At 41.8% G+C, this 24,428-nt stretch carries 19 protein-coding genes; 5 read left to right on the top strand and 14 right to left on the bottom strand.

Annotated elements, in window-relative coordinates:
* Positions 1-169: 169 nt before the first annotated feature.
* The 6 genes from BMI76_RS05980 to BMI76_RS05955 all read right to left on the bottom strand — a co-directional run bounded on the left by BMI76_RS05980 (position 170) and on the right by BMI76_RS05955 (position 8,797).
* Positions 170-922 (bottom strand): glycerophosphodiester phosphodiesterase, encoded by a 753-nt coding sequence (locus BMI76_RS05980; protein WP_075346676.1) that lies wholly within the window; start codon positions 920-922, stop codon positions 170-172.
* Between the two features lie 242 nt (positions 923-1,164).
* Entirely contained in the window at positions 1,165-3,846 is a 2,682-nt protein-coding gene (locus BMI76_RS05975) for a calcium-translocating P-type ATPase, PMCA-type (RefSeq protein WP_075346675.1), read from the bottom strand.
* Between the two features lie 226 nt (positions 3,847-4,072).
* Positions 4,073-5,245, bottom strand: coding sequence for an exo-alpha-sialidase (locus tag BMI76_RS05970; protein ID WP_075346674.1), 1,173 nt, complete (start codon positions 5,243-5,245; stop codon positions 4,073-4,075).
* Positions 5,246-5,334: 89 nt separating this feature from the next.
* Positions 5,335-6,363, bottom strand: coding sequence for a 4-hydroxythreonine-4-phosphate dehydrogenase PdxA (gene pdxA, locus BMI76_RS05965; protein WP_075346673.1), 1,029 nt, complete (start codon positions 6,361-6,363; stop codon positions 5,335-5,337).
* A gap of 28 nt (positions 6,364-6,391) precedes the next feature.
* Complete coding sequence (locus BMI76_RS05960) at positions 6,392-7,447, bottom strand: iron-containing alcohol dehydrogenase (protein WP_257615245.1); 1,056 nt, start codon at positions 7,445-7,447, stop codon at positions 6,392-6,394.
* Positions 7,448-7,537: 90 nt separating this feature from the next.
* Positions 7,538-8,797: a four-carbon acid sugar kinase family protein gene (locus BMI76_RS05955; protein ID WP_075346672.1), complete on the bottom strand. Its 1,260-nt coding sequence runs from the start codon at positions 8,795-8,797 to the stop codon at positions 7,538-7,540.
* A gap of 163 nt (positions 8,798-8,960) precedes the next feature.
* Here BMI76_RS05955 and BMI76_RS05950 point away from each other — a divergent pair, with 163 nt between their 5' ends.
* On the top strand, positions 8,961-10,748 hold the full coding sequence (locus tag BMI76_RS05950; protein ID WP_075346671.1) for a sigma-54-dependent transcriptional regulator: 1,788 nt from the start codon (positions 8,961-8,963) through the stop codon (positions 10,746-10,748).
* 358 nt (positions 10,749-11,106) lie between these two features.
* Here the strand turns inward: BMI76_RS05950 and BMI76_RS05945 are convergent, their stop codons facing one another.
* The 5 genes from BMI76_RS05945 to BMI76_RS05925 form a co-directional block, all read right to left on the bottom strand.
* Positions 11,107-11,454: a 2-dehydro-3-deoxyphosphogluconate aldolase gene (locus tag BMI76_RS05945; RefSeq protein WP_075346670.1), complete on the bottom strand. Its 348-nt coding sequence runs from the start codon at positions 11,452-11,454 to the stop codon at positions 11,107-11,109.
* Positions 11,455-11,472: 18 nt separating this feature from the next.
* Positions 11,473-12,750 carry an SLC13 family permease gene (locus BMI76_RS05940; RefSeq protein WP_075346669.1) on the bottom strand — a complete coding sequence of 426 codons (1,278 nt, stop codon included), beginning with the start codon at positions 12,748-12,750 and terminating at the stop codon, positions 11,473-11,475.
* A gap of 27 nt (positions 12,751-12,777) precedes the next feature.
* On the bottom strand, positions 12,778-13,686 hold the full coding sequence (gene dapA, locus BMI76_RS05935) for a 4-hydroxy-tetrahydrodipicolinate synthase (protein ID WP_075346668.1): 909 nt from the start codon (positions 13,684-13,686) through the stop codon (positions 12,778-12,780).
* Positions 13,687-14,036: 350 nt separating this feature from the next.
* Complete coding sequence (locus tag BMI76_RS05930) at positions 14,037-14,423, bottom strand: DUF1934 domain-containing protein (protein ID WP_075346667.1); 387 nt, start codon at positions 14,421-14,423, stop codon at positions 14,037-14,039.
* Between the two features lie 47 nt (positions 14,424-14,470).
* Complete coding sequence (locus BMI76_RS05925; protein WP_075346666.1) at positions 14,471-15,349, bottom strand: TSUP family transporter; 879 nt, start codon at positions 15,347-15,349, stop codon at positions 14,471-14,473.
* 108 nt (positions 15,350-15,457) lie between these two features.
* On the opposite strand from BMI76_RS05925, the gene BMI76_RS05920 reads away from it, so the two are divergent.
* From BMI76_RS05920 to BMI76_RS05905, 4 genes are all read left to right on the top strand, one after another.
* On the top strand, positions 15,458-16,768 hold the full coding sequence (locus tag BMI76_RS05920; RefSeq protein ID WP_075346665.1) for an HD domain-containing protein: 1,311 nt from the start codon (positions 15,458-15,460) through the stop codon (positions 16,766-16,768).
* 167 nt (positions 16,769-16,935) lie between these two features.
* Complete coding sequence (gene yidA, locus BMI76_RS05915; protein ID WP_075346664.1) at positions 16,936-17,745, top strand: sugar-phosphatase; 810 nt, start codon at positions 16,936-16,938, stop codon at positions 17,743-17,745.
* Positions 17,745-18,959, top strand: a complete 1,215-nt coding sequence (locus BMI76_RS05910; RefSeq protein ID WP_075346663.1) for an aminoacyltransferase — start codon at positions 17,745-17,747, stop codon at positions 18,957-18,959. Before yidA ends, BMI76_RS05910 begins: the two co-directional genes overlap by 1 nt.
* Positions 18,959-20,191, top strand: a complete 1,233-nt coding sequence (locus tag BMI76_RS05905; RefSeq protein WP_075346662.1) for an aminoacyltransferase — start codon at positions 18,959-18,961, stop codon at positions 20,189-20,191. Before BMI76_RS05910 ends, BMI76_RS05905 begins: the two co-directional genes overlap by 1 nt.
* A 345-nt stretch (positions 20,192-20,536) precedes the next feature.
* Here BMI76_RS05905 and tpiA read toward each other — a convergent pair whose 3' ends face one another.
* The 3 genes from tpiA to ftsW form a co-directional block, all read right to left on the bottom strand.
* Entirely contained in the window at positions 20,537-21,295 is a 759-nt protein-coding gene (gene tpiA / locus BMI76_RS05900; protein WP_075346661.1) for a triose-phosphate isomerase, read from the bottom strand.
* Positions 21,296-21,513: 218 nt separating this feature from the next.
* Positions 21,514-22,710, bottom strand: a complete 1,197-nt coding sequence (gene tuf, locus BMI76_RS05895; protein WP_075346660.1) for an elongation factor Tu — start codon at positions 22,708-22,710, stop codon at positions 21,514-21,516.
* Between the two features lie 307 nt (positions 22,711-23,017).
* Positions 23,018-24,301 (bottom strand): cell division peptidoglycan polymerase FtsW, encoded by a 1,284-nt coding sequence (ftsW, locus tag BMI76_RS05890; protein WP_075346659.1) that lies wholly within the window; start codon positions 24,299-24,301, stop codon positions 23,018-23,020.
* Positions 24,302-24,428 lie beyond the last annotated feature (127 nt).

Raw genomic sequence — 24,428 nt, 5'->3', positions numbered from 1 at the left:
TGGTTATCGAAACTTTGACAACTTCAAAAAACGGATTTATCTCGCTTTGAACCTAACAAAAGAGAAGACCAATCTGGTCCTCTCTCGTTGTTCCTTATAAGTCACCCACTACAGTTGACAAGGAGCCGAAAAACCTTGCAGAATGTTGCTGAAACGAAGAAAAACTCCCTTAATTCTTATTCTGCTTCATTTTCGCCTTCGATAACGATTTTCTGATTCTGCCCGCTTCTTCCGGCTTATCCGTAATAATACCCTTAATATTAGCCAAATAAGCTTTTTTCATGTCACTGCTTTTATTAATGGTCCAAATCCTGAGCGGCTTTTGCTTTCCCTTTTGGGGCTTGTTCAAAAAGAAAGAGCGGTGGCAGTGCACGGTTTCGATAAAATTTAAATGCCTTCCAAGCCAGTAATAAAGAGGTTTCAGCTTCACCAAATAAGCCCGCTCAGCCTTAGGGTCGTGCTTTTTCATCAAAAGCAGACTAAGAAAGTTGAAACTGGAATACATGTGAGAAAAGGGACGTTTTTTAGCATGCATTAGCTGAGCAATCTGTTTTTCAATCTTAGGATAAGGGTATCTGTTGGTTTTCAGTTCAATATTTAAAATACCCGTAAAATGCTGCTCCTCTAAAAACTGTAACACTTCCTCTAAGGTCGGCACCTTTTCGCGGAAGTAACTTGGATGGAACCAAGATCCGGCATCAAGGCTTTTTAGCTGCTGCAAGGTCAGATGCCGCACAAGCCCACGGCCGTTTGTCGTGCGGTTAACAGACTCATCATGAATAACAACCAAATGATTATCTTTGGTTCGGTGAACATCAAGTTCAATACCGTCACTGCCAACACGTGCTGCCTCAGCAAAGGCAGCCAGAGTGTTTTCCGGGCGATTGGATTTACTTCCTCTATGAGCAAAAATTTGGGTCATCAGTTTCTTTCTAAATTACATAAAAGTACCCTTATTTTACCATAAATTTTTGACGAGAACATTTATTCAGCCTAGAAATGACAGTCTGATGAGAATCCTTTAAGCTGCGGTCAGCTAAAAAGGGAGTAGCTAAGACTAGGTTGGCGCAGCCAACAAGTCTTACTCCCAACCGCTGCGTCAAACAGTTGATGCTGCATAGAAAAAGAGTTTGAGACTGTTTGTCCCAAACTCTAAATAGGTTTTTAAATAGCTTTTTGATCTTGTCCTAGTGCCCGCTGAACAGCTTTCACCACTTCAACAATCACCAGCATGAGCAGGCTTCCGGTAATAACAGCCAGCCACTGAGTGACACTTAAATGCGCTACGTGGAAGAATTTATTGAAGCCTGGAACAACAATTGTAACCATCAGGATAATGAAGGCCAAAGGAATGGACCAGTTGAAGAGCTTGTTGCGGAAGAGTCCGACCTTAAAGACAGATTGGTAAACGGACTTAACATTGTAAGCGTGAACCAGCTGGATTAATCCCAGAGTAGCAAAGGCCATGGTCAAAGCGTCTTCATGGACATCACGCATAGCTGAGTGTTCCGGATAAAGCAGAGCCCATCCATAAACACCAAGCACCAGAAGTGTCTGCAAGAGACCTTGATAAAGAATTGCTCCCATGACTCCGCCTGAGAAGAAGCTTGATTTACGTCCGCGCGGCTTATGTTTCATGACACCCGGCTCAGCAGGTTCAACACCAAGCGCAATCGCTGGCAGGGTATCTGTTACCAGATTGATCCAAAGCAGGTGAACCGGCTCAAGCACATCCCAGCCAAACAAGGTAGCAAAGAAGATAGTAAAGACTTCGGCCATATTAGCGGAAAGCAAGTACTGAATGGACTTCTGAATATTGGAGAAGACCTTGCGTCCTTCTTCTACGGCAACGATGATGGTTGCAAAGTTATCATCAGCAAGAACCATGTCAGAAGCACCCTTAGACACTTCAGTACCAGTAATTCCCATACCGATACCGATATCGGCTGTTTTCAGGGACGGCGCGTCATTAACCCCGTCACCGGTCATGGCAACAACCTTGCCTTCATTTTGCCAAGCCTTAACAATGCGCACCTTGTGTTCCGGAGATACACGCGCATAAACAGAATATTGCTTGAAGACTTTTTGGAATTCCTCATCGGAAAGTTCATTGAGTTCAGCACCTGTGAATACATGATCAATACCATCATCATCAATGATGCCCAGACGCTTAGCAATGGCTTCGGCTGTATCTTGGTGGTCCCCTGTAATCATAATCGGACGGATACCAGCTTCCTTAGCTACACGAACAGCGTCGGCAGCTTCCGGACGTTCTGGGTCAATCATTCCTACCAGACCGGCAAAAATCAGATTGTTTTCAACGATTTCAGTTTCTAATGTTGGAATCTGATCCTCGTACTTATAAGCCATCATAAGAACGCGAAGAGCCTGTTTAGCCAGCGATTTATTGGTCTCAAGAATGGTCTTTTTATCGTCTTCGGTAATCGGACGGATACTTCCGTTTTCCTCAATCTGTGTGATACGTTTGAGCAGCTGATCGGGCGCTCCTTTTACCGCAACGAGATATTTATTTTGATCCAGCTTATGAATAGTTGACATCAGTTTGCGGTCAGAATCAAAGGGCAGCTCGGCCACACGCGGCTCTGCTTTGAGAACGTCGCGAATATCAAAATTATGATCCAAACCGTACTGCACAAGAGCTGTTTCTGTAGGATCACCCAGCAATTTTCCATTGACATCAAGTTTGCTGTCGTTGGCAAAATTCATGACCCGCAGCGCCATATTATTAACATCAATATCATCATTGGCATCTGCCAGCTGACCGCTGTAGTAAAGTTTTTCAACCGTCATCTGGTTCATGGTCAGAGTACCGGTCTTATCGGAAGCAATGATTTCAGTTGAGCCAAGAGTCTCAACAGCCGGGAGCTTACGCACAATAGACTTGCGTTTAGCCAGCGTTTGGGTTCCCAGAGAAAGCACAACCGTAACAATCGCCGGAAGTCCCTCAGGAATAGCAGCCACGGCCAGAGCAACCGCAGTCATCAAACCTTTAAGAGGCGGTTCCTGACGGACAAAGACACCGACAATAAAGGTAATAATCGCAATCGCTACAACCAAATAAGTGAGGACTTTGGACAGCTGATTGAGGTTTTGCTTCAGCGGTGTATCAGTTTCATCGGCATTGGCAAGCATACCGGCAATGTGACCGACTTCGGTGAACATCCCAGTGTTAGTAACCACACCCATACCGCGGCCGTAAGTAACGTTAGAATTTTGATAGGCCATGTTTAAACGGTCGCCAATTCCAGCATCTTCAGCAATTTCAACCGCCAGATCTTTTTCAACAGGGACAGATTCACCGGTTAGGGCTGCTTCTTCAATTTTCAGCGAAGCGGCTTCCAACAGACGCATATCAGCCGGTACAACATCACCTGCTTCCAGCAGGACAACATCACCAGGGACCAAGTCTTTAGAATCAACCTCGGTTACATGTCCATCGCGGCGGACACGCGCCAGAGGACTGGACATGGATTTGAGAGCTTCGATAGCTGCTTCTGCCTGCCCTTCTTGGTAGACCCCAAAAGCTGCATTGAGGACAACAACCACAAGAATAATGATAGCATCTGTCAGACCTTCCATTCCTTCAGTAATCACTGAAAGCACGGCAGCCACAAGCAAAATGATAATCATTAAGTCTTTGAACTGGTCCATGAACTTAGCGAATATCGAACGCTTTTCGTCCTCGTCCAATTCATTGTGTCCGTAATCAGCCAAGCGCTGCTTAGCCTCAGCAGTCGTCAGACCTTTTTTAGAAGTCTCCAAACCGGATAAGACAGTCTCTTCGTCTTGGACATAGAAAGCTTCTTTTCTTTGTTTCTTCGACAAAATATTCTCCTTCTTGGTCTTTAAAAGAAAAAGACCTGTTTATTTGATAAACAAGTCTCGCTATTTAATATGTTGCCGGAAAACAGTTTCGGATTGACGACAACATCACGGCAAAACCGCTAGCTACTCCCTTGATAACTTTCATTATACCATAAATAAAAGCCTTTTCAATAACGAAAACCATAAAAGTGTTTTCTTTTTAGCAGATTTGGAAAGCTAAAAATCTTTAATTTTTAACTCCTTCACCTGAAGTCGGATTATAAATACCATCTGCTTCTCTTTTTTCACCGAAAACATCCGCCGGCGAAAAACGGACATATTTGACACAAAGTCTGTTCTTATAAGCATAAACAAGATGCAGCAGGCCGTCTTTGGTCTGGTAAAGCGTCGGATATTCATACTGGGCATTGTTGGTCTTGTTTTCTTCTCCAATAAACCCTTCGGCTGCTTCAAAGACACGGCCGATAGGCCAAGTTTTACCAAGATCTTCTGACACAGAGACAGCTACTGGATTGCGAAGACCCGGCCAAGCAACCTTACCGAATTCCGGATGGCGGGTGGCATTAACATTGTAAGCTAGAGCAATTTCGCCTGATTGCAGCTTAATAGCACTGATACTGGCGTTATTGTTAGGCAGGACAGTTCTTTGCGGTACACTCCATGTATCACCGAAATCGTAAGACTCACTAATATAAATATTATCTGCAAAACGGCTGCGCATGAAGGCCACTAAATGCCCTGCCTCAACCTCAATCAGATTAGCGTGCACCCGGCCATTGCTTTCCGGCATACGGACACGCTTCCATGTTTGGCCAGCATCATCAGACACTCGAAATTCTGTAGGATCATTGGTCAAACCTTCAGCCGAATCTTCACACAGCCAAGTTGCAAAAATCCAGCGGCCGTTACTCAAAATCTGAATGGCTTGACGCGAGAAGGTTCCTTCTTCTGGGAAAAGAACCTCCGGCTCTCCCCATGTCTGACCTTCGTCGCTCGATTTTTGAACCATGATCACAGAGGTAAACTGCATGTTATCTTTACCTTCCTGACGGCTGAGCTGAGATGTGTAGATCAGCCAAATCTGCCCATCAGGTGCACGGAAAAAGGCAGGGTTTTGCTCGCTTCGGTCTTTACCCTTGGAAACAATTTGGGGAACAGACCAGACCTGCTTTTCTGGATCGAGTTTGGAAACAGCAATGGAAATGTCACCGCTGCCTTCAAAGGAACCTGCAAACCAGGCACACAAGAGACCGCCGTCTTGGGTTTCAATCAGAGCTGGCGCATGGGCCGTTGCCTTACCTCCAGTCGGAATCAAGGCAAAATCAACACCTAAAAAGTCATCTCGATAAACAATTCCATTAGGATCTGAAATTCTTACTTTCGGTAGTTCTGTAACCATAGTTCACCTCTTTATTCTATTTCTAATTTAATAACAGCTTTTGTAAAGCTTATAGGCTCATTTACATGAAAACAGTTTTATGATCAATCTTATGAATTTTCTGCTAAGCGAATGGCATAATCAATGGCATTTTCCAAGCTCAGCTCACTAGCCGTCCAGTTGCCAGCCTGATCAAAGGCCGTTCCGTGATCCACAGAAGCGCGGATAATCGGCAAGCCCAGTGTGATATTGACACCTTGAACAGCCTGCCAAGCTCCTTTTTCCTGATCATAGACAAAACCAAGCAATTTCAAAGGAATGTGTCCTTGATCATGATACATAGCCACGACAATATCATACATGCCGCCGTTAGCCTTAGAGAAAAGCGTATCTGCCGGGAGACTGCCTTCTGCATTAATACCCTCAGCCTTAGCCGCTTCAACAGCCGGATTAATCTGTTCAATTTCTTCGCGGCCAAAAAGTCCGTTTTCACCGCAATGAGGATTGAGACCCGCAACAGCAACTCTTGGATTTTTAATGCCCAGATTCTTACAAGCCTTATCGGCAATGCGAATAACGTCCAAAACACGTTCCTTGGTCGCACGGTCACAGGCTTCACGCAGTGACACATGGGTCGAAACATGGACAACACGAAGATTACCGTCAGCCAGCATCATCGTGTATTTATCTGTTCCAGTCAGATCTGCATAAATCTCGGTATGGCCAGCATAGTGGTGACCGGCTGCATTCATGGCTTCTTTGTTGAGCGGGTTGGTTACGGTCGCATCAATTTCCTTGGCCAGAGCCAGCTCAATAACCTTTTTAACATATTGAAAAGCAGCATCGCCGCCAGTTGTTGACACTTGACCAATCTCAAAATCAGCCATATCAACAACACCTAAATCAATTAAATCAATCGTGCCATATTCATATTTACCGTCTTTAGGATTTTGAATAAGATTAACTGCTAAGTTCAGTTCAGGGTGTTTCTTTAAATAATAAGTCAAAACAGAAGCATCACCAACCAAAAGCGGCTGACAGCGTTCATACAGGTCAGGCTTGTTAAAGGCCTTTATTGAAATCTCGGGGCCAATTCCGGCAGGATCACCCATGGTAATACCAATAATTTTTTTAGACATCTTTCCCTCCTTATTGCTTTCTTTTTATTTACAAAACTTGCTGATAAATAGCTCGTGCATCGTCTGCTGTCACTGGACGCATATTGTTCACTAACAGCCGCTGAACTTCCATACCAGAAGCAACCAATTCTTCCAAATCACTCTTTGGAACACCAAACTCTGTTAAACTTTTTGGAATTTGGAGCACTTCAACAATTCGATCCATTTCCTGAATGATGTACTGAGATTTTTCATCAACAGACAGCGATTTATCGCCATCATGAACCACACGGTCATAGGCTTCTGCCAAGTATTCCTTAATAGCTGGCTCATTAAATTTCATAACCGGCATGAGGAGAATGGCATTAGAGACACCGTGTGCAATATGGTATTTACCGCCCAATGGATAAGACAAAGCATGGATAGCTGTTGTGCCGGAGGCTGTGATGGCAACACCAGCGTAGAAAGCTGCAATCAGCATCTTCTTCTTAGCCTCCATAGCATCTGGATTTAGAGTTGCTTCCACAATATTATTAAAAATCAAGTCAAAGGCCTCTAAGGCGAATGAATTGGAAAAAGGATTGCGTTTTTTCGACGTGAAACATTCAATAGCATGGCACATAGCATCTACACTAGGAGCCGCTGCAATGCGTGCTGGCAGATTTTTAATAAAGCGAGCATCCAAAACAACAAAATCTGGAATCATTTCGGCATTGACAATGCCAATCTTAAGGTTTTTCTCCGGAACGGATACAATAGCATTGGGAGTTGCTTCAGAGCCAGTCCCTGCTGTTGTCGGAATCAATAAACTGGCCACTTGTTTTTTAGCTAAAAGCGGATTGTCCAGCAAATCCTTAACACCGTAGTCATCTGTTGAAAGAATAGAGGCCAGCTTAGCCGAATCCATAGCTGAGCCACCGCCAATGGCAATGATAAAATCAGCCTTTTCAGCCTTAAACTGATCGACTACTTTTTGCACTTGTTCATAAGTCGGTTCTGCAGGAATGTCTGATACGATTGTGTAGGGAAAGCCCAAATCGATCAAAACTTCCTCAAGCAGTTTAACCAAACCTGCCTTAAGAATCCCCTTATCGGTGAAAATCACAATTTTTTTGTAGCAGCTGGAATAACAGTCTTTATTTCTTCCAAGGCATGTTCTCCAGCCAATACATTTTTAGGCATTTTCAAACTGTAATCAGTTAACATGGTTTTCCTCCTTTTGTACCATCTTGTTAATATCTTCAAATAATTCTCGATGTCCAAAACCACCGGATTTTGTGATGACTTGAATGACCTTGTCTTTCCAGGTTAATTCGGCTAAAACAACACCCGCACTGAGTTCACATAGCGGTTTTAGTTGGTCAATCTGCAATACTTGCATCGACTGATAAAGTGTATCGCCGCCTGTAAAAAGAAAGGTTCGAACCAATTCTTTCTCTAAAAGCTGCTCCGTGAGCTCGCCCAGAGACTGGCCGATTTTAAAACGAATAGCATTTTTATCTAAGCCCTGTGCTTGAGCATAGGCCACAATGTCACGGCTGGTTTTTTCATCCAGCGTTTCAATGATGGCTAGATCACTTTGTGAGATATCCTCCAAATAAGTCTCTAATTTATCTTGACCGCTGTCGCTCTGCCAATAATGCTCTTCCAATAACTCCTGAGAATTTAAGGAAATACGCAAATGCTGTTTTTCTTGAGCATATTCAATCTGCTGTCTAGTAATCGGATTAACTGAGCCACAGATAACAAGAAGCGGTTTAGTAAGCTGAGGTCTTAAAACTTCCTTTTTAGGAAAAAGCTGCTTAACCAAATACTTGGCAAAGCCTGCACAGCCGATAGTGACTGACAGTTGGTCTTGCTGATGGAGGTTAGCTGCAATTTCCTCTATGTCGCTTTCGGTTTCACTGTCAAATAAAAGCAATTGCTGTTTAGCTTTCAAGAATGATTGGCTGCTTACCAGTGATGTTTCAATACCAGCCTCTTGATTGAGGCGTTTGGCAATGTCGCTTTCGGTTACAGGTTCATAAGGGTCTTTAGCAAAAACACTATCTGAAACCGGTACCCCATCAATATACAGTTTTCCTCCCCGAACCACTCGCTTAATAGCTGGGTAGGCAGGAACCATGGCTGCTTTTTTCTCTGGAAATTGGTCTAAAAGCGCTTTTATCTCACTACTGATATTTCCTCTAAGGGCCGAGTCCACTTTTTTATAGAAATAAGGGATGCCGTAATTTTTAGCATCAGATAAAATTTTGCTGACTAGCTGATAAGCATCTTCAAAGGGCAGATAACGGCTTTCTGTATTAATAACCAGTACTTCTATGTCATCCTCTAAACTGGTATAGTCTACCGATTGATTAGTCGTTACTAATGTATGGATTCCTTGACTTGAAAACTGAACTCCTGTATCAAGGGCACCCGTAAAATCATCAGCCAAAACTAACAGCTGTAACACTGCAACACCTCCTTTGATTAATTATAGTCCTAGTTTATACTTTGTAAGAAAAAAATACTAGGTTTCAAAAAAAATAATTGTCTTTTTTTGAACCATCATAAAGAATATTGAATTTTTTTCATAATATTTATATAATAGTTTACAAATGAAACAGGAGGCTGTTATGAGACCTATTCGCTTACTTGGTATTGCTCCCTATGAAGAATTAAACCATTCTATGAATCTGGTTGCTCAGCAATTTGATTCCTTATCCATAGATGTGTTTAATGCGAATTTGCAAGAAGGAAGAGACTTAGCTGTACAAATGGCTCATAATGATTATGATGCCATTATTTCTCGCGGAGGTACAGCCCATCTTATTCAAGATGCTGTTGATATACCTGTAATTGATGTTTCAATTTCTATTTATGATATCTTGAGCAGTATCAAATTAGCTTACAATTACAGCCAAAACATAGCAATTGTTGGCTATGAAAGCATTACTAAAAATGCTCATCTTATCTGTGATGTTCTCCAATATAACATCAAGATTATCACGATTGATCAGCCTGAGCAGACTGCCGATACCTTGGTCAAACTCAAAGAAGAAGGGTGTGAGTTAGTTCTTTGTGATGCTATTACCAATCATACCGCTCTTAGACTGTCATTAAATACAATTTTAATTACTTCCGGATTAGAAAGTATCAAAACTGCTTATCAGCAGGCCATAACCTTTACCAAATACATACAAAAAATAGAAACTCAGCGAAATTTGCTTCAAGAGGTACTCTCAAAGCAAGCACTGGCAACACTGGTCTTAGACCAAGACTTCACCCCTGTCTCCTCCAATCTCTCAGCAAAACTCACCCAGACTTTAATCCGTTTTCTAAAAAAGCAAAAGCATCTGGATAACCAGCAGCTCTACCATACGCATAAAGGACAAACGTATCAGGTTAGATGCAGTATTTTATCCCTCAATGACCAGACTTATTACCATTGTGAATTAAAAATGGTAACCCCTCCTCTAATTCACCAGCAATTTGGTGTCACATTTAACAGTCGTTCAGAAATTGAAGACAAAATATCCCAGAAATTGCTTTTTGCTTCTTTTATTCAAGAGAAAAATCTCGTTCTCATGTCCCAACTTCTAAAGCATTATAATGCTATGATCATTTTTGGAGAAGAAGGAACGGCAAAAACAAGCCTTGCCTATTCCTGTTTCTTGAAATTTCAGTACCATACAGCAAATCTCATCAGTATAAATTGTAAATTGTTTGGTGAACGTCTGTGGAAATATCTCAGCCACACCAGCAATTCTCCTTTGCTTTACTCTGGCAACACCCTTCTCTTTCAGCATTGTGAACAGCTGTCTCTGGAGGATCTGCGCAAACTTTTAGAACTTATAAAAAGCAGCAGCTTATTACAAAGACAAAATATTATATTCACCTATACAACCAAAAAAGCTGATCCCGATAAGCTGATTTTTAAGGAAATTATGCAAGAACTGAACTGTGCCAGCCTCTACTCCTCTTCATTATCCGAACGCCATACAGAATTAGCGAGCATTATTACCCTTCTGCTTAATAAAGCCAATATTGAATGCCACACGCAGGTTATCGGCTTTGAACCTCAGGCCATGCATACTCTTCAGGAATTTCAATGGACTGGTAATTTTTATCAGTTGGAAAGAGTCATTAAAAAGCTAATACTATCTGCCAATTCTTACTATATTTTAGAAAATGCAGTAATAGAGGTTCTATCCGAAGAACGCAAACATCAAAATCACCTGCAGCTAAGTTCAAATGATTCGAAAAAATCTGAACCGGTAATTATCGAAGAAAAGACCCTCTTTGATTACAGCCAGGATATTGTACGCACTGTTCTCGAATACAATAAAGGGAATCAAACAAAAACCGCAAAGCAATTAGGGATCAGCCGAACAACACTTTGGCGCTATCTCAAAATAAAGTGAGGTTGGACAAAGTCCAACCTCACTCAAATCTCCATTTGTCTACCTTGATCAGCAAAGAAGTCTGCAGACTACCATATAAATTCCACGAAGGCAAACGCGTTTAAAGGATACTTCCGCCGTGATGAAAGTGTCAGAAATGGTGAATTTAAGCCAATTCTGACACTCGGAAACTTTGAGACCGTGGCTCAAAGTTTAGGCATGGAATTCCCTGGGAAGTCGCTGCCGTCCGACATCACCTAAGAAAGTATCAAAGAAAAAGGACTTTTTAGAGTTCAATCTGGTAAATCTAGAGCAGGACAAAAGAGACAGGACTTTTTTCCTTGTCTCTTTCCAATACTCTCTCTTTTTGTCCTTCGCCTTATTTTCTTAAAATATGAATAGCAAAGCCGCCAAATTCACCATCAAGGTAAATATTTTTTAGTTTCCCATCTTCAGTCAGCTGAATCGTGTCATCTAAAAAACTGAATCCTTTCTCTTTTAATTCTTCAACAGCAGATTCTACATCTGCAGTAATCATCGCAACGTGACCGTTTTTGCCTAGGTATGGACTCTTGAGGCATTCAAAATAACTGCCTGCAAATTCTGACTTCATTCCATGTCTAGGTTCTAAGTTAAACATTAAACTCAATAATTTGGCCAGTTCTAATGCTTGTTCTTCAGATTCTGTGTTAATCCCAACGTGAGCTAATTCAAATGTATTTTTCATAGTGAAACCTCGTCAATATTAAACTGGGAATAGGAGCAAAGCTCCTGCTGTAAGTGCAAATAAACGAATAAAGTATTGAGGGATAGTAAATTTCCAAAATTCAACCATTGTGTAATTCCCTGTCCCCATAATCAAAGCCGGCATCCCATCTACAGGTAAGAAATGGCCGCACCAGCCAGAAATGACAATAGCTGTTGCCGCAGCGGTCGGATCAAATCCAAGTTTTAAACAAGTTGCAATAGCTAATGGAGCAAATACGTAGACGGTGCCAATCGTGGAGCCAGTCAAAGTGGCTAATAAGCTGGTTAAAATACAGAAGGCAAATATCAATAAGAAAGGATTAATGTTAGAACCCAGCATACCTGCTACAGATTTACCGACCATTTCTGTAAGGCCAGTGCCTCCCAAAGCATCTGCCACACCAATAACACCAGCTGACATAATAATTATCGGTGCGCTGATGGCATCTCTGATTTCTTTAAAATCTAAGACACCTACTAAAAAGATTGGGATAACCGCAATACCTGTCAAAGCATAGCCAGCATCACCTATATAACTTTGTGAAACCATGCCAACTACAGCAAGTGCAAAAGCCAAATAAGTTACGAGCTCTTGCTTTTTAGTCAGATGCGTCTCCTCTTTTTCATCTGCTTCATTATCTGAAGAGTCCTTAGATATTGGATGTTCTGGTAAAAACTTATAAGCTAGAATCGACCATGCAAGGAAACCTAAAGAAAGAATAAGGTTTACAATTGAAAACTTTACTAGGTTAACATTAGTAGCTGCTCCAGCAGCGTCCAGCACAGCGACGGTAATCCCATATTGCAAGGCTGTATTAAATGGTACCAAAGGGTGATTAGCAGCAAAGCCTGCAGGCATCAAGACCTTAGATGGAGCAAGCGCTTTATTTTCAGGCAGAGCAGACAGGAACCCAATGACTAAAACATAATAGGCTGTGGAGCCTGTACCAAACAAACTGGTTCCCAGCATGACAATGACGATTAATAGAACATAGGCTTTATAACCGCCCTTTTTAGCCATATTAAACATGGCTATTTTAAATTTAGAAATAAAACTTGTCTTCTGCAAGGCAGCAATGATAGCCATAAAAGCAGCAAGCATCATAATGGTTGAATTGGCAAAACCTGCAAAAGCACCTTTAATATCAGATACCCCTGTCACAACCAATAAAAGCAAGGCGATAAGCGGCGGAGCTCCAAATGGCAGTCTGTCTCTCATAATTAAAATAATCATAAAGACGGTAATTGCCAACGCAATAATCATTTGAGTTGTCATAATTATCCTCCTCTATTTGCTCCTAGTTTAATTCATCCCTTTTTCTTTATTAGCTGCTAAAACAGTTTTTAAAGCAGTTATCCCTTCTTCCGGTAAATAATTGAATGGACGGCGGCAGTCGCCAACTGGATAACCTAATAATTTTACAGCCGTTTTGACGACAGTATTTGGATTGCCATATTGGAAAACAGCTCTAAAATCAGCAATAGAATCCTGAGCTTTCTGGGCTTCTTCCAGTTTTCCTTCTTGGAAAAGATCGTAAATTGATGAAAGAACATGCGGATAGACATTTGAACAGCCTGCAATTCCTCCCGTTCCGCCTTCTTTTAAAGCTGGCAGAATTAAAGCATCATTTCCGGACAGAACAAAGAATTGCTTCTCTAGATTTTTCGTTCTGTGGATGTATTCTTTGAGATTCTCCCAATCACCGCTGGAATCCTTTGCGCCGATGATATTATCAATATCACGAGCCAATTTTTCAACTGTTTCAGGCAGAAGTTTATTCCCTGTCCGTGCTGGAATGTTATATAAAACAATTGGTAAGTCAACTTCTTTGGCAACCGCTGCATAGTGATCATAGAGTTCTTTTTGTGAAGCAAGGGCAAAACTTGGTGTGATAATAGATAAAACATCTGCTCCTAATTCCTGTGCAGCCTTGCTTAATTGGATGGTCTCTTTAGTAGAGATACATCCTGTACCAGCATAAACAGGAACTCTTCCCTTAACTTGTTCAATGGTCGTTTTCAACACTTCAAGCTTTTCTTCATAGCTTAAAATGTAACCTTCCCCATTTGTTCCAAATGGAAAAATTCCATGTACGCCGCCTTCGATTAGACGTTCAATTTGATTTCGCAGCTCATCTAAATTGACCGACTCGTCATCTCGCATTGGCGTTAAAATGGGAGTAATGATTCCTTTTAGCTCAATCGTTTTCATGTGTGATTCTCCTTTACCCTAAAAGGGGATTTCTTGTTTTTAATAATCCTAATTATAACTATTTTGATAGTTGTTTAGAAGATTTTTGCAAGCAAATACGAAACAAAATGAAACATAAAAAAATAAAGTTTAGTCATTTATCCTATTCTTTCTTTTTAGTTTCTTTTTGAAACATCTTTATATCCTTCGTGCTCTAAAACCTTATCACACACAATATGACTGAAAATTTCTCTCTGTAATAGGAAAGCAGATTTAAGACTGGAACAAAAGATTTTATCTAAAATGGCATTAAAAAACGAATGAATTCTGCAAATAAGCAAATAAGCTATTGCAGAATTCATTCGTTCTCTCTACTGCCATTTCATCTCTAATTGATACTCGGCAAAAATTTCGTCTGACTCCGGATCTGGATTTTTTAAAACATAATCAACTTGGACAGATTGCTGCTCCACTTTAAACAGGCTGGTCTCTGTTACAAAATGCTGGATCCCTGCAGGCGTAGGAAAACTGGCCAAGGCTTTTTTATCCTTATGAAAACGCACAGTAGATTTAGGAGTGGAAAAGCGTGTTACAGCAAGCTCTTCGTCACTGCATTTCATGATAACTTTCTCATCTTCCTCATTGGTAAAGACCAGATAAGAAAAGCCATTTTTTTCCGTTATCTCAACAGGAAAGGACTGCTCAATAACTTCTGCTTGACCATCTACATTAATGTGATTTCGTAAATAAAGCTGCATACTGTCTCCTGTAATATAAGTCTTGTTTCACCGTTTTTTGTTCCAATTTATCTTTTGATAATGGAAGAGCGCAGCAGAGTTCCGCCGGTGAAAAGCGCGATGAAAACAACCAAAATTTTAAGATTGTTAATGTCTAAATTGCTGAGGAAAAAGGCTGCGGTCAAAACGCCAAGAATACCTCCGATGATAATTCCCATTGTCCCCGGCCAATGCACGCGGTCAGACTTGATAAATTCCATGGAACTGGCGGTTAAAATCATAGCGGCATCCAGCATCATAACCGGCAGAGCGATGGAAGGATTTATGCCCATCAGGGAAAAGAAAATCAGCTCCGGTGCATAATTGCCAAGCCCCATAGTCATCAGCATACCGATGATAAAATCAAAAACAACACCAATTAACAGCCATATCCCCTTCAAACCGCGGACATCAGACGAAATCCCGGCTCCCGGATTGGTCAGCATTCGGTAGACCATTACCAAGGCTGCGATAATCAGTAAAATCCCCAAGACGCGCTGCACCTGACGGGTGTTCCAATTTTTAGTGATACGGCTGCCGACAAAGGCTCCGGTAAAGGAGGCTGCTGCCATGCAGACCAAGGTTGTAATGTCCACCTTAACGATGGTTACAAAGCAAAGGGCCTCTACCAAAACAGGAATCACATGCGCTGTTGACATGGTAGCCGGGATTTTGCGGTCATCTTCGACTAATTTGGTCGCCTTAAACAGGGTCGTTGTCGTGGCGAAAGTCCCGATTCCCAGAGTATCAAGCAGGTCAGTCAGGTAGCCAATCCAAAAGCCTGTTAAAAATTTTTCTTTTAAATTAATTCGATGTTTTTTAGCATGCCATAAAATAGTTCCCATAATCCCGACAATCAGGGTAAATAAGAGCAGCTGGATGGCATGGAGTATTAAATTGTTTGTCATTCATTCATTATAATGCAAATTGGGAAATCCGTAAATACAAAAAGAAATTTTTATCCTGCTGCCACTTAGAAAACAGGCATCTCTAACAAATTTTGTTATAATGGAACTATGATTGAAAAAGTATTTCGCGATCCTGTTCACAATTACATTCCTGTAGAAAGTGAGGTCATTTACGACCTCATCAACAGCAAAGAATTTCAACGGCTGCGCCGCATCAAACAGCTGGGGTCATCCAGCTTTACCTTCCATGGTGCTGAACACAGCCGCTTTTCGCATTGTCTCGGTGTTTACTATCTGGCCAGATGTGTCACCAATATTTTTGACAAAAAGTACCCAGACATCTGGAATAAGGATGAATCGCTGCTGACGATGGCTGCGGCACTTCTTCATGATATCGGCCATGGAGCCTATTCGCATACTTTTGAAAGACTTTTTAATACCGATCACGAAGCCATCACCCAGCAGATTATTTTAAGTCCGGAAACAGAAATCAACCGGATTTTGCGGCAGGTATCCTTTGATTTTCCTGATAAGGTAGCCAGTGTCATCAACCATACCTATCCTAATAAACAGGTTGAACAGCTGATTTCCAGCCAAATTGATGTTGACCGTATGGACTACCTCTTACGGGATTCCTACTTTACCGGTGCCAGTTACGGAGCCTTTGATCTGACTCGCATCCTGCGGGTTATCCGTCCGATTGATAACGGCATTGCCTTTTCACGAGACGGCATGCATGCTGTTGAAGATTACATCATCAGCCGCTACCAAATGTACATGCAGGTTTATTTTCATCCTGCCAGCCGGGCCATGGAAGTGCTGCTGCAAAACCTCCTCAAGCGAGCCAAATATCTCTATCCGCGAGAAAAAGAATTCTTTACCATTACATCGCCTCATCTCCTTCCTTTTTTTGAAAATGCAGTTACTCTGGAAGACTATCTGAGCTTAGATGACGGTGTGATGAATACCTATTTTCAGACATGGATGAACAGCGGCGATAAGATACTGGCCGATCTGGCCGGCCGCTTTGTTAACCGAAAGGTTTTCAAATCAATTACTTTTGATGAGGATAAACTTTCTGAACTGGATAAGCTAAGGGATATTGTCCAATCGCTTGGTTTTGATCCTGATTACTACACTGCTGTCCATCTGAATTTTGATCTGCCTTATGATGTTTACAAGCCGGACGTCAAAAATCCACGGACCCAAATTGAAATGCTGCAGGAAGACGGCTCTATCGCCGAGCTGTCTACCCTCTCACCTCTTGTTCATACCCTGTCCGGCACCATACACGGCGATCGGCGCTTCTATTTTCCAAAAGAAATGCTGATTCAAGATGATTTGTTTGCTGAGGCCAAAGAAACTTTTGCCAGCTATATCAAAAACAAACATCTGACTGTGCCTGATCGGTCCAACTAAATGAGGGATTCTTCCTTTAACTTTGTCTGTTCCTTTAAACGGACCAACCCCAGATATTGCCTGTCTGCTGTCTATGCTGAGGATAAATTCTTTTTCTCAGCATGACAAATAGCGTGATTTTTAGTAAGATAGTCTGTAGAAATTGTATTTAGAAATTAGGAAAACTTATGTCAATTAAATTAGTTGCTGTTGATATTGACGGCACCCTGCTTAATAACAAACAAGAAGTGACACCGGAGGTCTTTTCAGCCATTCAGGACGCTAAGAAAAAAGAGGTCAAAATTGTTATCGCTACCGGTCGTCCTATCGCTGGTGTCACTGGCCTCTTAGAAGAACTCAATCTCAGAAACCAAGGCGATTACGTTATTACCTTTAATGGCGGTCTGGTGCAGGATACAGCTACAGGTGAGGTTTTGGTCAAAGAACCTCTGGCTTATGAGGACTATCTTGATATTGAACTGCTCAGCCGTAAGTTGGGCGTACACATGCATGCTATTACCAAGGAAGGCATTTATACAGCCAACCGCAACATCGGCAAATATACTGTGCACGAAGCCAGTCTTCTCCATATGCCGCTCTATTACCGCACACCCGAAGAAATGGCTGACAAAGAAATCGTCAAAATCATGATGATTGATGAACCGGATGTCCTGGCCGCAGCCATTGCCAAGATTCCGGCCAGCTTTTACCAGGATTTTACCATCGTTAAATCACGTCCTTTTTACTTAGAATTTATGAATAAAAAGGTCAGCAAGGGAACTGCTGTCAATCAATTAGCACAAAAACTGGGGCTCAGCAAAGATGAAACCATGGCAATCGGCGATGAAGAAAATGACCGCCCTATGCTTGAAGCTGTTGGTAACCCTGTTGTTATGGAAAATGGTATTCCCGAACTCAAAAAAATAGCTAAATATATCACTAAATCAAACGACGACAGCGGCGTTGCCTACGCCCTTAGAGAGTGGGTTCTAAACTAATGTACACTTATAAAATCGGTATCCCGGCTGAAGAACATGACCGCTTTGTTGAGGAAAGCAAGCAGACCAATCTGCTGCAAAGCAGTGCTTGGGCAAAAGTCAAAGATGAATGGGGAAATGAACGCATTGGCTTTTATCAAAATGATAAACTTGTGGCCTCTGCCTCTATCTTAATCAGACCTTTGCCTCTTGGCATGACAATGTTTTACATTCCAAGAGGTCCCGTCATGGATTATCAAAACCAAGATCTAGTAGCCTTTGTATTGGCCTCTTTGAAAAAATTTGCCAAAAGAAAACGTGCCTTGTTCATTAAGTTTGATCCTTTTATTTTGCTCAATCATCATCAAATTGATGAAGAAGACATCACCAATCCGCAAGCTCAGGATATTATTGCCAATTTGAAAAAGTCTGGCTGTGAGTGGCTGGGACAGACAACTGATATGGGAGAAACCATTCAGCCGCGTTTTCAAGCCAATATTTACGCAGAAGACTTCTCTGAAGCTAACCTATCTAAGAAAATACGGCAATCTATCCGCACGGCCAAAAACAAGGGGGTTACCCTCCGCTTTGGCGGTTATGAACTTCTGGAAGACTTCTCCAATTTAATGAAAAAAACAGAAGATCGTAAAAATATCCATCTCAGAGGCATTGACTACTATCGCAAGCTCTTAGACAATTATCCCAAACAATCTTTCATTACGGTAGCCAGTCTCAATTTAAAAGAAAGACTTGCCCAACTGGAAAGTCAGCGAGAAAAAGCTCAAGACAGTCTGGCCAAATTTGGTGATAATGTCAAAGCAAGTAAAATTGACAACACTAAAAAAGAAATCGAACGCCTCAGTGATGAGATCGCCTTTCTTCAAGAGCATTTATCCCAGGGTAGGGATACTGTCCCTCTTTCAGGGACACTGTCTCTGGAATTCGGCGGAACATCCGAAAATGTCTATGCCGGCATGGACGAAGAATTCCGCCGCTATCAAGCTGCCATCTATACTTGGTTTGCAACAGCCAACCACGCCTTTGAAAGAGGCAATAAGTGGCAGAATATGGGTGGTATTGAAAATGATTTATCAGGCGGCCTGTACAGCTTCAAGTCAAAATTTAAACCGGAAATCGAAGAGTTTATCGGCGAATTTAATCTGCCTGTCAGCCCGCTCTACAAATTGGCCAACCTTGCCTATACACTGCGCAAAAAACGAAGGAGCAAGCACTGATGTCCTTACAGAGCATTTCAAAAAATGATTTTGCAGACCATATCCAGCAAGCCCGTAAGAAGTCTTTCATGCAGACTTTGGAAATGGCTGAGCTTCTTGCTAAAAGAGGCTATGATATTGACTATGTTGCTTGGAAAGAGCAAGAAACCATTGAAATTTCAGCTATCTTATACAGCATGCCGATGACCGGCGGCCGCTATTTTGAAATTAACTGCGGCCCTGTCATCACTGCTGCTGATCATCTCAGTGATTTTTATCGGGATTTAAAGGATTATGTCAAAGAAAAAGGGGCTTTGGAATTGGTTATCAAACCTTATGATACCTATCAAACCTTTGACAGCGATGGGCAGGCAACCGGTGCGGAGCAAAAGCAGCTCATCACTCAACTGACCGACCTAGACTACCGCTTTGACGGCTTACAGACGGACTATCCTAATGGGGAAGGAGATTGGCACTACGTCAAGGAATTATCAGGTATAGACGAGCGGACGCTCCTCAAATCCTTCAGCAAAAAGGGACGTCCTCTAGTTAAAAAAGCTAAGACCTTTGGTACCAAGCTCCGTCAGCTCAAGCGTGATGAACTGCATCTCTTCAAGGACATTACCTCTGCGACTTCCGATCGCCGCGAATACAGCGACAAAAGTTTAGACTATTACCAAGACTTTTACGACAGTTTTGGAGACAATGCCGAATTTATGGTAGCCAGTCTTAATTTTGAAGACTATCTTGACCATCTGCAAAAAGATCAGAAAAAACTGGGTGATAGAATCGCTAAATTGCAGGCCGATTTGGAAAAAAATCCTCATTCTGAGAAAAAACAAAATCAGCTGCGCGAACTATCCAGCCAATTTGATACCTTTACAACCCGCAAGCAAGAAGCTCAGGAACTCCTTGAAAAGTATGGCAGTCAAGATGTTATCTTAGCTGGCAGCCTCTTCATTTATACACCTCAAGAAGCCGTCTATCTCTTTTCGGGATCTTATCCGGAATTCAATAAATTCTATGCGCCTGCTCTCCTGCAGGAACATGTCATGCTTGAGGCTCTCAAACGCGGAATTTCTTTTTACAATCTGCTTGGCATCACAGGACACTTTGATGGCTCAGATGGTGTGCTTCGTTTCAAGCAAAACTTCAATGGTTACATTGTCCGCAAAATGGGAACCTTCCGCTACTATCCAAAACCGCTGAAATACAAGCTTTTAAGCACTCTTAAAAAAATTCTAAGACGTTAGCCTGCTTGCACTACAGTCTGAGTATGTCTTCGAGAGTGGGACAAAAATCAGTAAATCGTGGTAAAATCACGATTTTGATTTTGTTGTCCCACCTCCGCACAGTTGATTAGGATGGCCGCTATCACTTGCCTAGCAAGGGATAAGGACCTCCAATCAACCACTGCGTCAAACTGCTATATCTTAAATAGTTAAAGGAGGAAGGACTTTTGTCCCAGCCTCTTTCTTTTTCCTGCAAAAAACACTGCTGATTGTATCAGCAGTGTTTTTAATATGAAAGGAACTTCCTGCCGTTTTAAAAACTAGCATGCAGAAAGAAAGTTATCCTCTTTGATTAGCTTACTTAGCTTATTTGACAAAGTCAAGAAGAGCAAGGAAGCTGTCAGCTTGCAGGGAAGCACCGCCGACAAGGGCTCCGTCAACGTTTTCTTTAGCCATGTATTCAGCAACGTTTTCAGGTTTTACAGAACCGCCGTATTGGATACGAACAGCTTCTGCCACTTCTTTCCCGTAAAGTTTTTCAACCGTTGCACGAACAACACCGCAGATTTCATCAGCAATGTTGGCATCAGCTGATTTACCTGTACCGATAGCCCAGATTGGCTCATAAGCAATAACCAAGTTAGATACTTGTTCAGCACTCAAACCTTTAAGGTCAGCAGTGATTTGTCCTTCAATCCACTCAGCAGTTTTTCCTGCTTCATAAGTTTCAAGAGACTCACCGCAGCAAAGGATTGGCGTCATGTTATGTTTGAAAATAGCATGAGCTTTTTTATTGATTTCTTCGTCTGTTTCATGGAAGTAATCACGGCGTTCTGAGTGACCGATGATAACATAGTCAACACCTAAAGCTTCAAGAGCAGCCGGACTTGTTTCTCCAGTGAAAGCACCGAAATCTTCCCAGTAGCAGTTTTGAGCGGCTACTTGCAATTCAGTATCTCTGACACCTTTTTTCATGCCTTCAAGGAACAAAGCAGGTGAGCCTACAACAGTGTCAACAAGCTCATTTGAAGGAATGCTGTTTTTAACGGCATCGATGAACTCACGAGCTTCAGCAGCTGTTTTGTTCATTTTCCAGTTTCCGGCAATAATTGGTTTACGTGACATTTCACATACCTCTTCCATTTTTTATTTACATTGTCTATTTTACCACAAATTCAGGGTGATTGAAAGATTAAGAAATTATTTTATGAAAGTCTTCACAATAAAACCGCTAAAATATTGCTGCCTGACAAGAACAGCAAAAAAAGAGTCTCGAAAGAGACTCTTTTACAAGATAAGTTGTCTGACTTAAATTGTTAATTGGGAAAACTTAATTGTTCTGATTAAGCTTCGATTTCTGAAACGATACCTGAACCAACAGTACGTCCACCTTCACGGATAGAGAAAGTAGTACCTTGTTCAACAGCGATTGGGTGGATCAATTCAACGTCGATAGTAACGTTATCACCAGGCATAACCATTTCAGTACCTGCTGGCAATTCAATTGAACCAGTTACGTCAGTTGTACGGAAGTAGAACTGTGGACGGTAGTTGTTGAAGAATGGAGTATGACGTCCGCCTTCTTCTTTAGTAAGGATGTAAACTTCACCTTTGAATTTAGTATGCGGATGAATTGAACCTGGTTTAGCAAGAACTTGACCGCGTTCGATTTCATCACGTTGGATACCACGAAGAAGCACACCAACGTTATCACCAGCAAGACCTTCATCAAGCTGTTTACGGAACATTTCAACACCAGTAACAACAGCTTTTTGAATATCGTCACGAATACCAACGATTTCAACTTCGTCATTAACTTTAACAGTACCACGGTCGATACGTCCTGATGCAACAGTACCGCGTCCAGTGATTGAGAACACGTCTTCGACTGGAAGAAGCAATGGTTTGTCAGTATCACGTTCTGGATCTGGAATGTATTCATCAACAGTATCCATAAGCTTCATGATAACATCTTCTTGTTCAGTGTCACCTTCAAGAGCTTTAAGAGCTGAACCTTGGATAACTGGAATGTCATTACCTGGGAAATCGTATTCTGAAAGAAGGTCACGGATTTCCATTTCAACCAATTCAAGCAATTCTTCATCATCAACCAAGTCAACTTTGTTCATGAAGACGATAAGGTATTTAACACCAACTTGACGTGAAAGCAAGATGTGTTCACGAGTTTGCGGCATTGGTCCGTCAGTTGAAGCTACTACAAGGATAGCTCCGTCCATTTGAGCGGCACCAGTGATCATGTTTTTAACATAGTCCGCGTGTCCTGGGGCGTCAATGTGAGCATAGTGACGTTTAGCTGTTTCATACTCAACGTGTGCAGTATTGATTGTGATACCGCGTTCGCGTTCTTCTGGAGCAGCATCGATAGATGAGTAATCTTTTGGTTGGTTTACTGCTGAAGGCAAACGACGTGCCAATACAGTAGTGATAGCTGCTGTCAAAGTAGTTTTACCATGGTCAACGTGTCCGATAGTACCAATGTTAACGTGTGGTTTACTACGATCGTATTTTTCTTTTGCCATTTTAGGAAAAGCCTCCAATAAAATATATTTTATAGATAGACGGTAGGCAATACAGTCTAACTTTACCTTATTATTTTAACAAATTACACTGAAAATGCAAGCATTTTATATGTATGTCTCTATCTTTTTTTCTGAGAAATGCTAAAATCAGCTCTCAGAGAGTTAAAAAGAGACAGACGCCTTCGTTTTCCGACTTAAAATTTAGTACTGTCTCTGCTGTCAATGATACAGCAAGCATTTAAAAGGAAAAGGACCGGAGCTGCAGCCTGCAAATCCAATCCTTTTTAAAACTATTATTCTAATTCTGTTACTCATTGTAGAGCTCTTCGTAGATTTCTTCCTGAGATGCTACAAAGACATCATCGGTATTGCGCTCTGCCTCTGCTACTTCCCGATAAATTTCCTCTCGTTTTTCATTGGCATCAATATTTAAAACAAAGCCAATCGCTACCGACAGGACCAGCAGACTGTTCCCGCCCTGCGACAGGAATGGGAAAGTAACTCCCGTTGAAGGAATGAGGCCGGATATACCGCCGATATTAACAAACACCTGCATGAGCATCATACCGCCAACGCCCAGAGCAATCATTGAATTGAAAGGACTTTTAGCCTTGATGCCGACCAAAAGAATTCTCAAAATCAAAAAGAAAATCAAAGCCAGAATCAAACTGGCACCAATCAGCCCCAATTCTTCAATAACAATAGAAAAGACAAAGTCTGTCTGGGCTTCCGGCAGATAACCGCGCTTTTCAATAGAATTGCCCAGGCCGCGGCCCAGCCAGCCGCCATTGCTCATAGCATAATAGGAATTAGCCAGCTGATGTCCGGAGTCCGTGACATCCTGAAATGGATTAAAAAAAGCGCTGAAACGTTTGGCTACATAACCAAAAACGGGGACCTTGCTCATGGTTTTAACACCAACCATATTAATGAGTCCCAAAAAAACTGCCGATAAGGCAATAATGCCGGTCAGCAGAGCTGAGAACCAGCGGTAGCCGACACCGCTGACTGAATACATCACGATGGCTGTCAAAACGATAATGGTTGCATTACCCAAGTCCGGCTGCGCTGCCACTAAAAGGATTAAGACCAAAGAATAAAAGCGCCAATCTTTTAAATCGCTTAACTGTTTGGGCAGCCACTTACGCTTAGTTAATGCCTGGTAATCGTAGACTTCAATGGTCTGCTGCCGTCTGGCAAAGGTGAAAGCCAAAAACCAAACCATGATGATTTTTAAATACTCTGCCGGCTGAAAGCTAATAGGTCCAAGAACAATCCAGCCGTGCGCTCCGTTGACCTCCTGAGTCCAGAAGCGGGCGATGACCAGCAGTATAGCTTCTATCAGCATCACAATAGTCAAGACACCGCTGTTTTTTAAGAAATTTAATTTCAGCCGGTAAATAAAAAGAATAGCCAGCAAACTAATAATCCAAAAGATACCTTGGTTGATAACCGAGCGAAAAGGATTTAAGCCATTCTGAATTAAGTTGGCACTGGTTGTTGAATAGACGATAATCAATCCAAAAACCGACAAAATCAAATAGGGCAGCAGTATCGAATAATTCAGCAGGTGCCGCTTGTCAATTTTCATATGTTTTCCTCAAAATATCCTTACAATTCTAACATTAGCATTATACCATCTTTTAGATTTAAAACAAAGAAGAGAGTGGATAAAAATCGGCAGGCAGTTAAATCAATTTTGCCTTGGCCTTGGCACA

Origin of the sequence: Streptococcus sp. 'caviae' (genome assembly GCF_001937065.1) — a bacterium.
GTDB lineage: Bacteria > Bacillota > Bacilli > Lactobacillales > Streptococcaceae > Streptococcus.
Note: the sequence above shows the minus strand (reverse complement) of the source record. Positions and strands in the feature narration are given on the sequence as shown.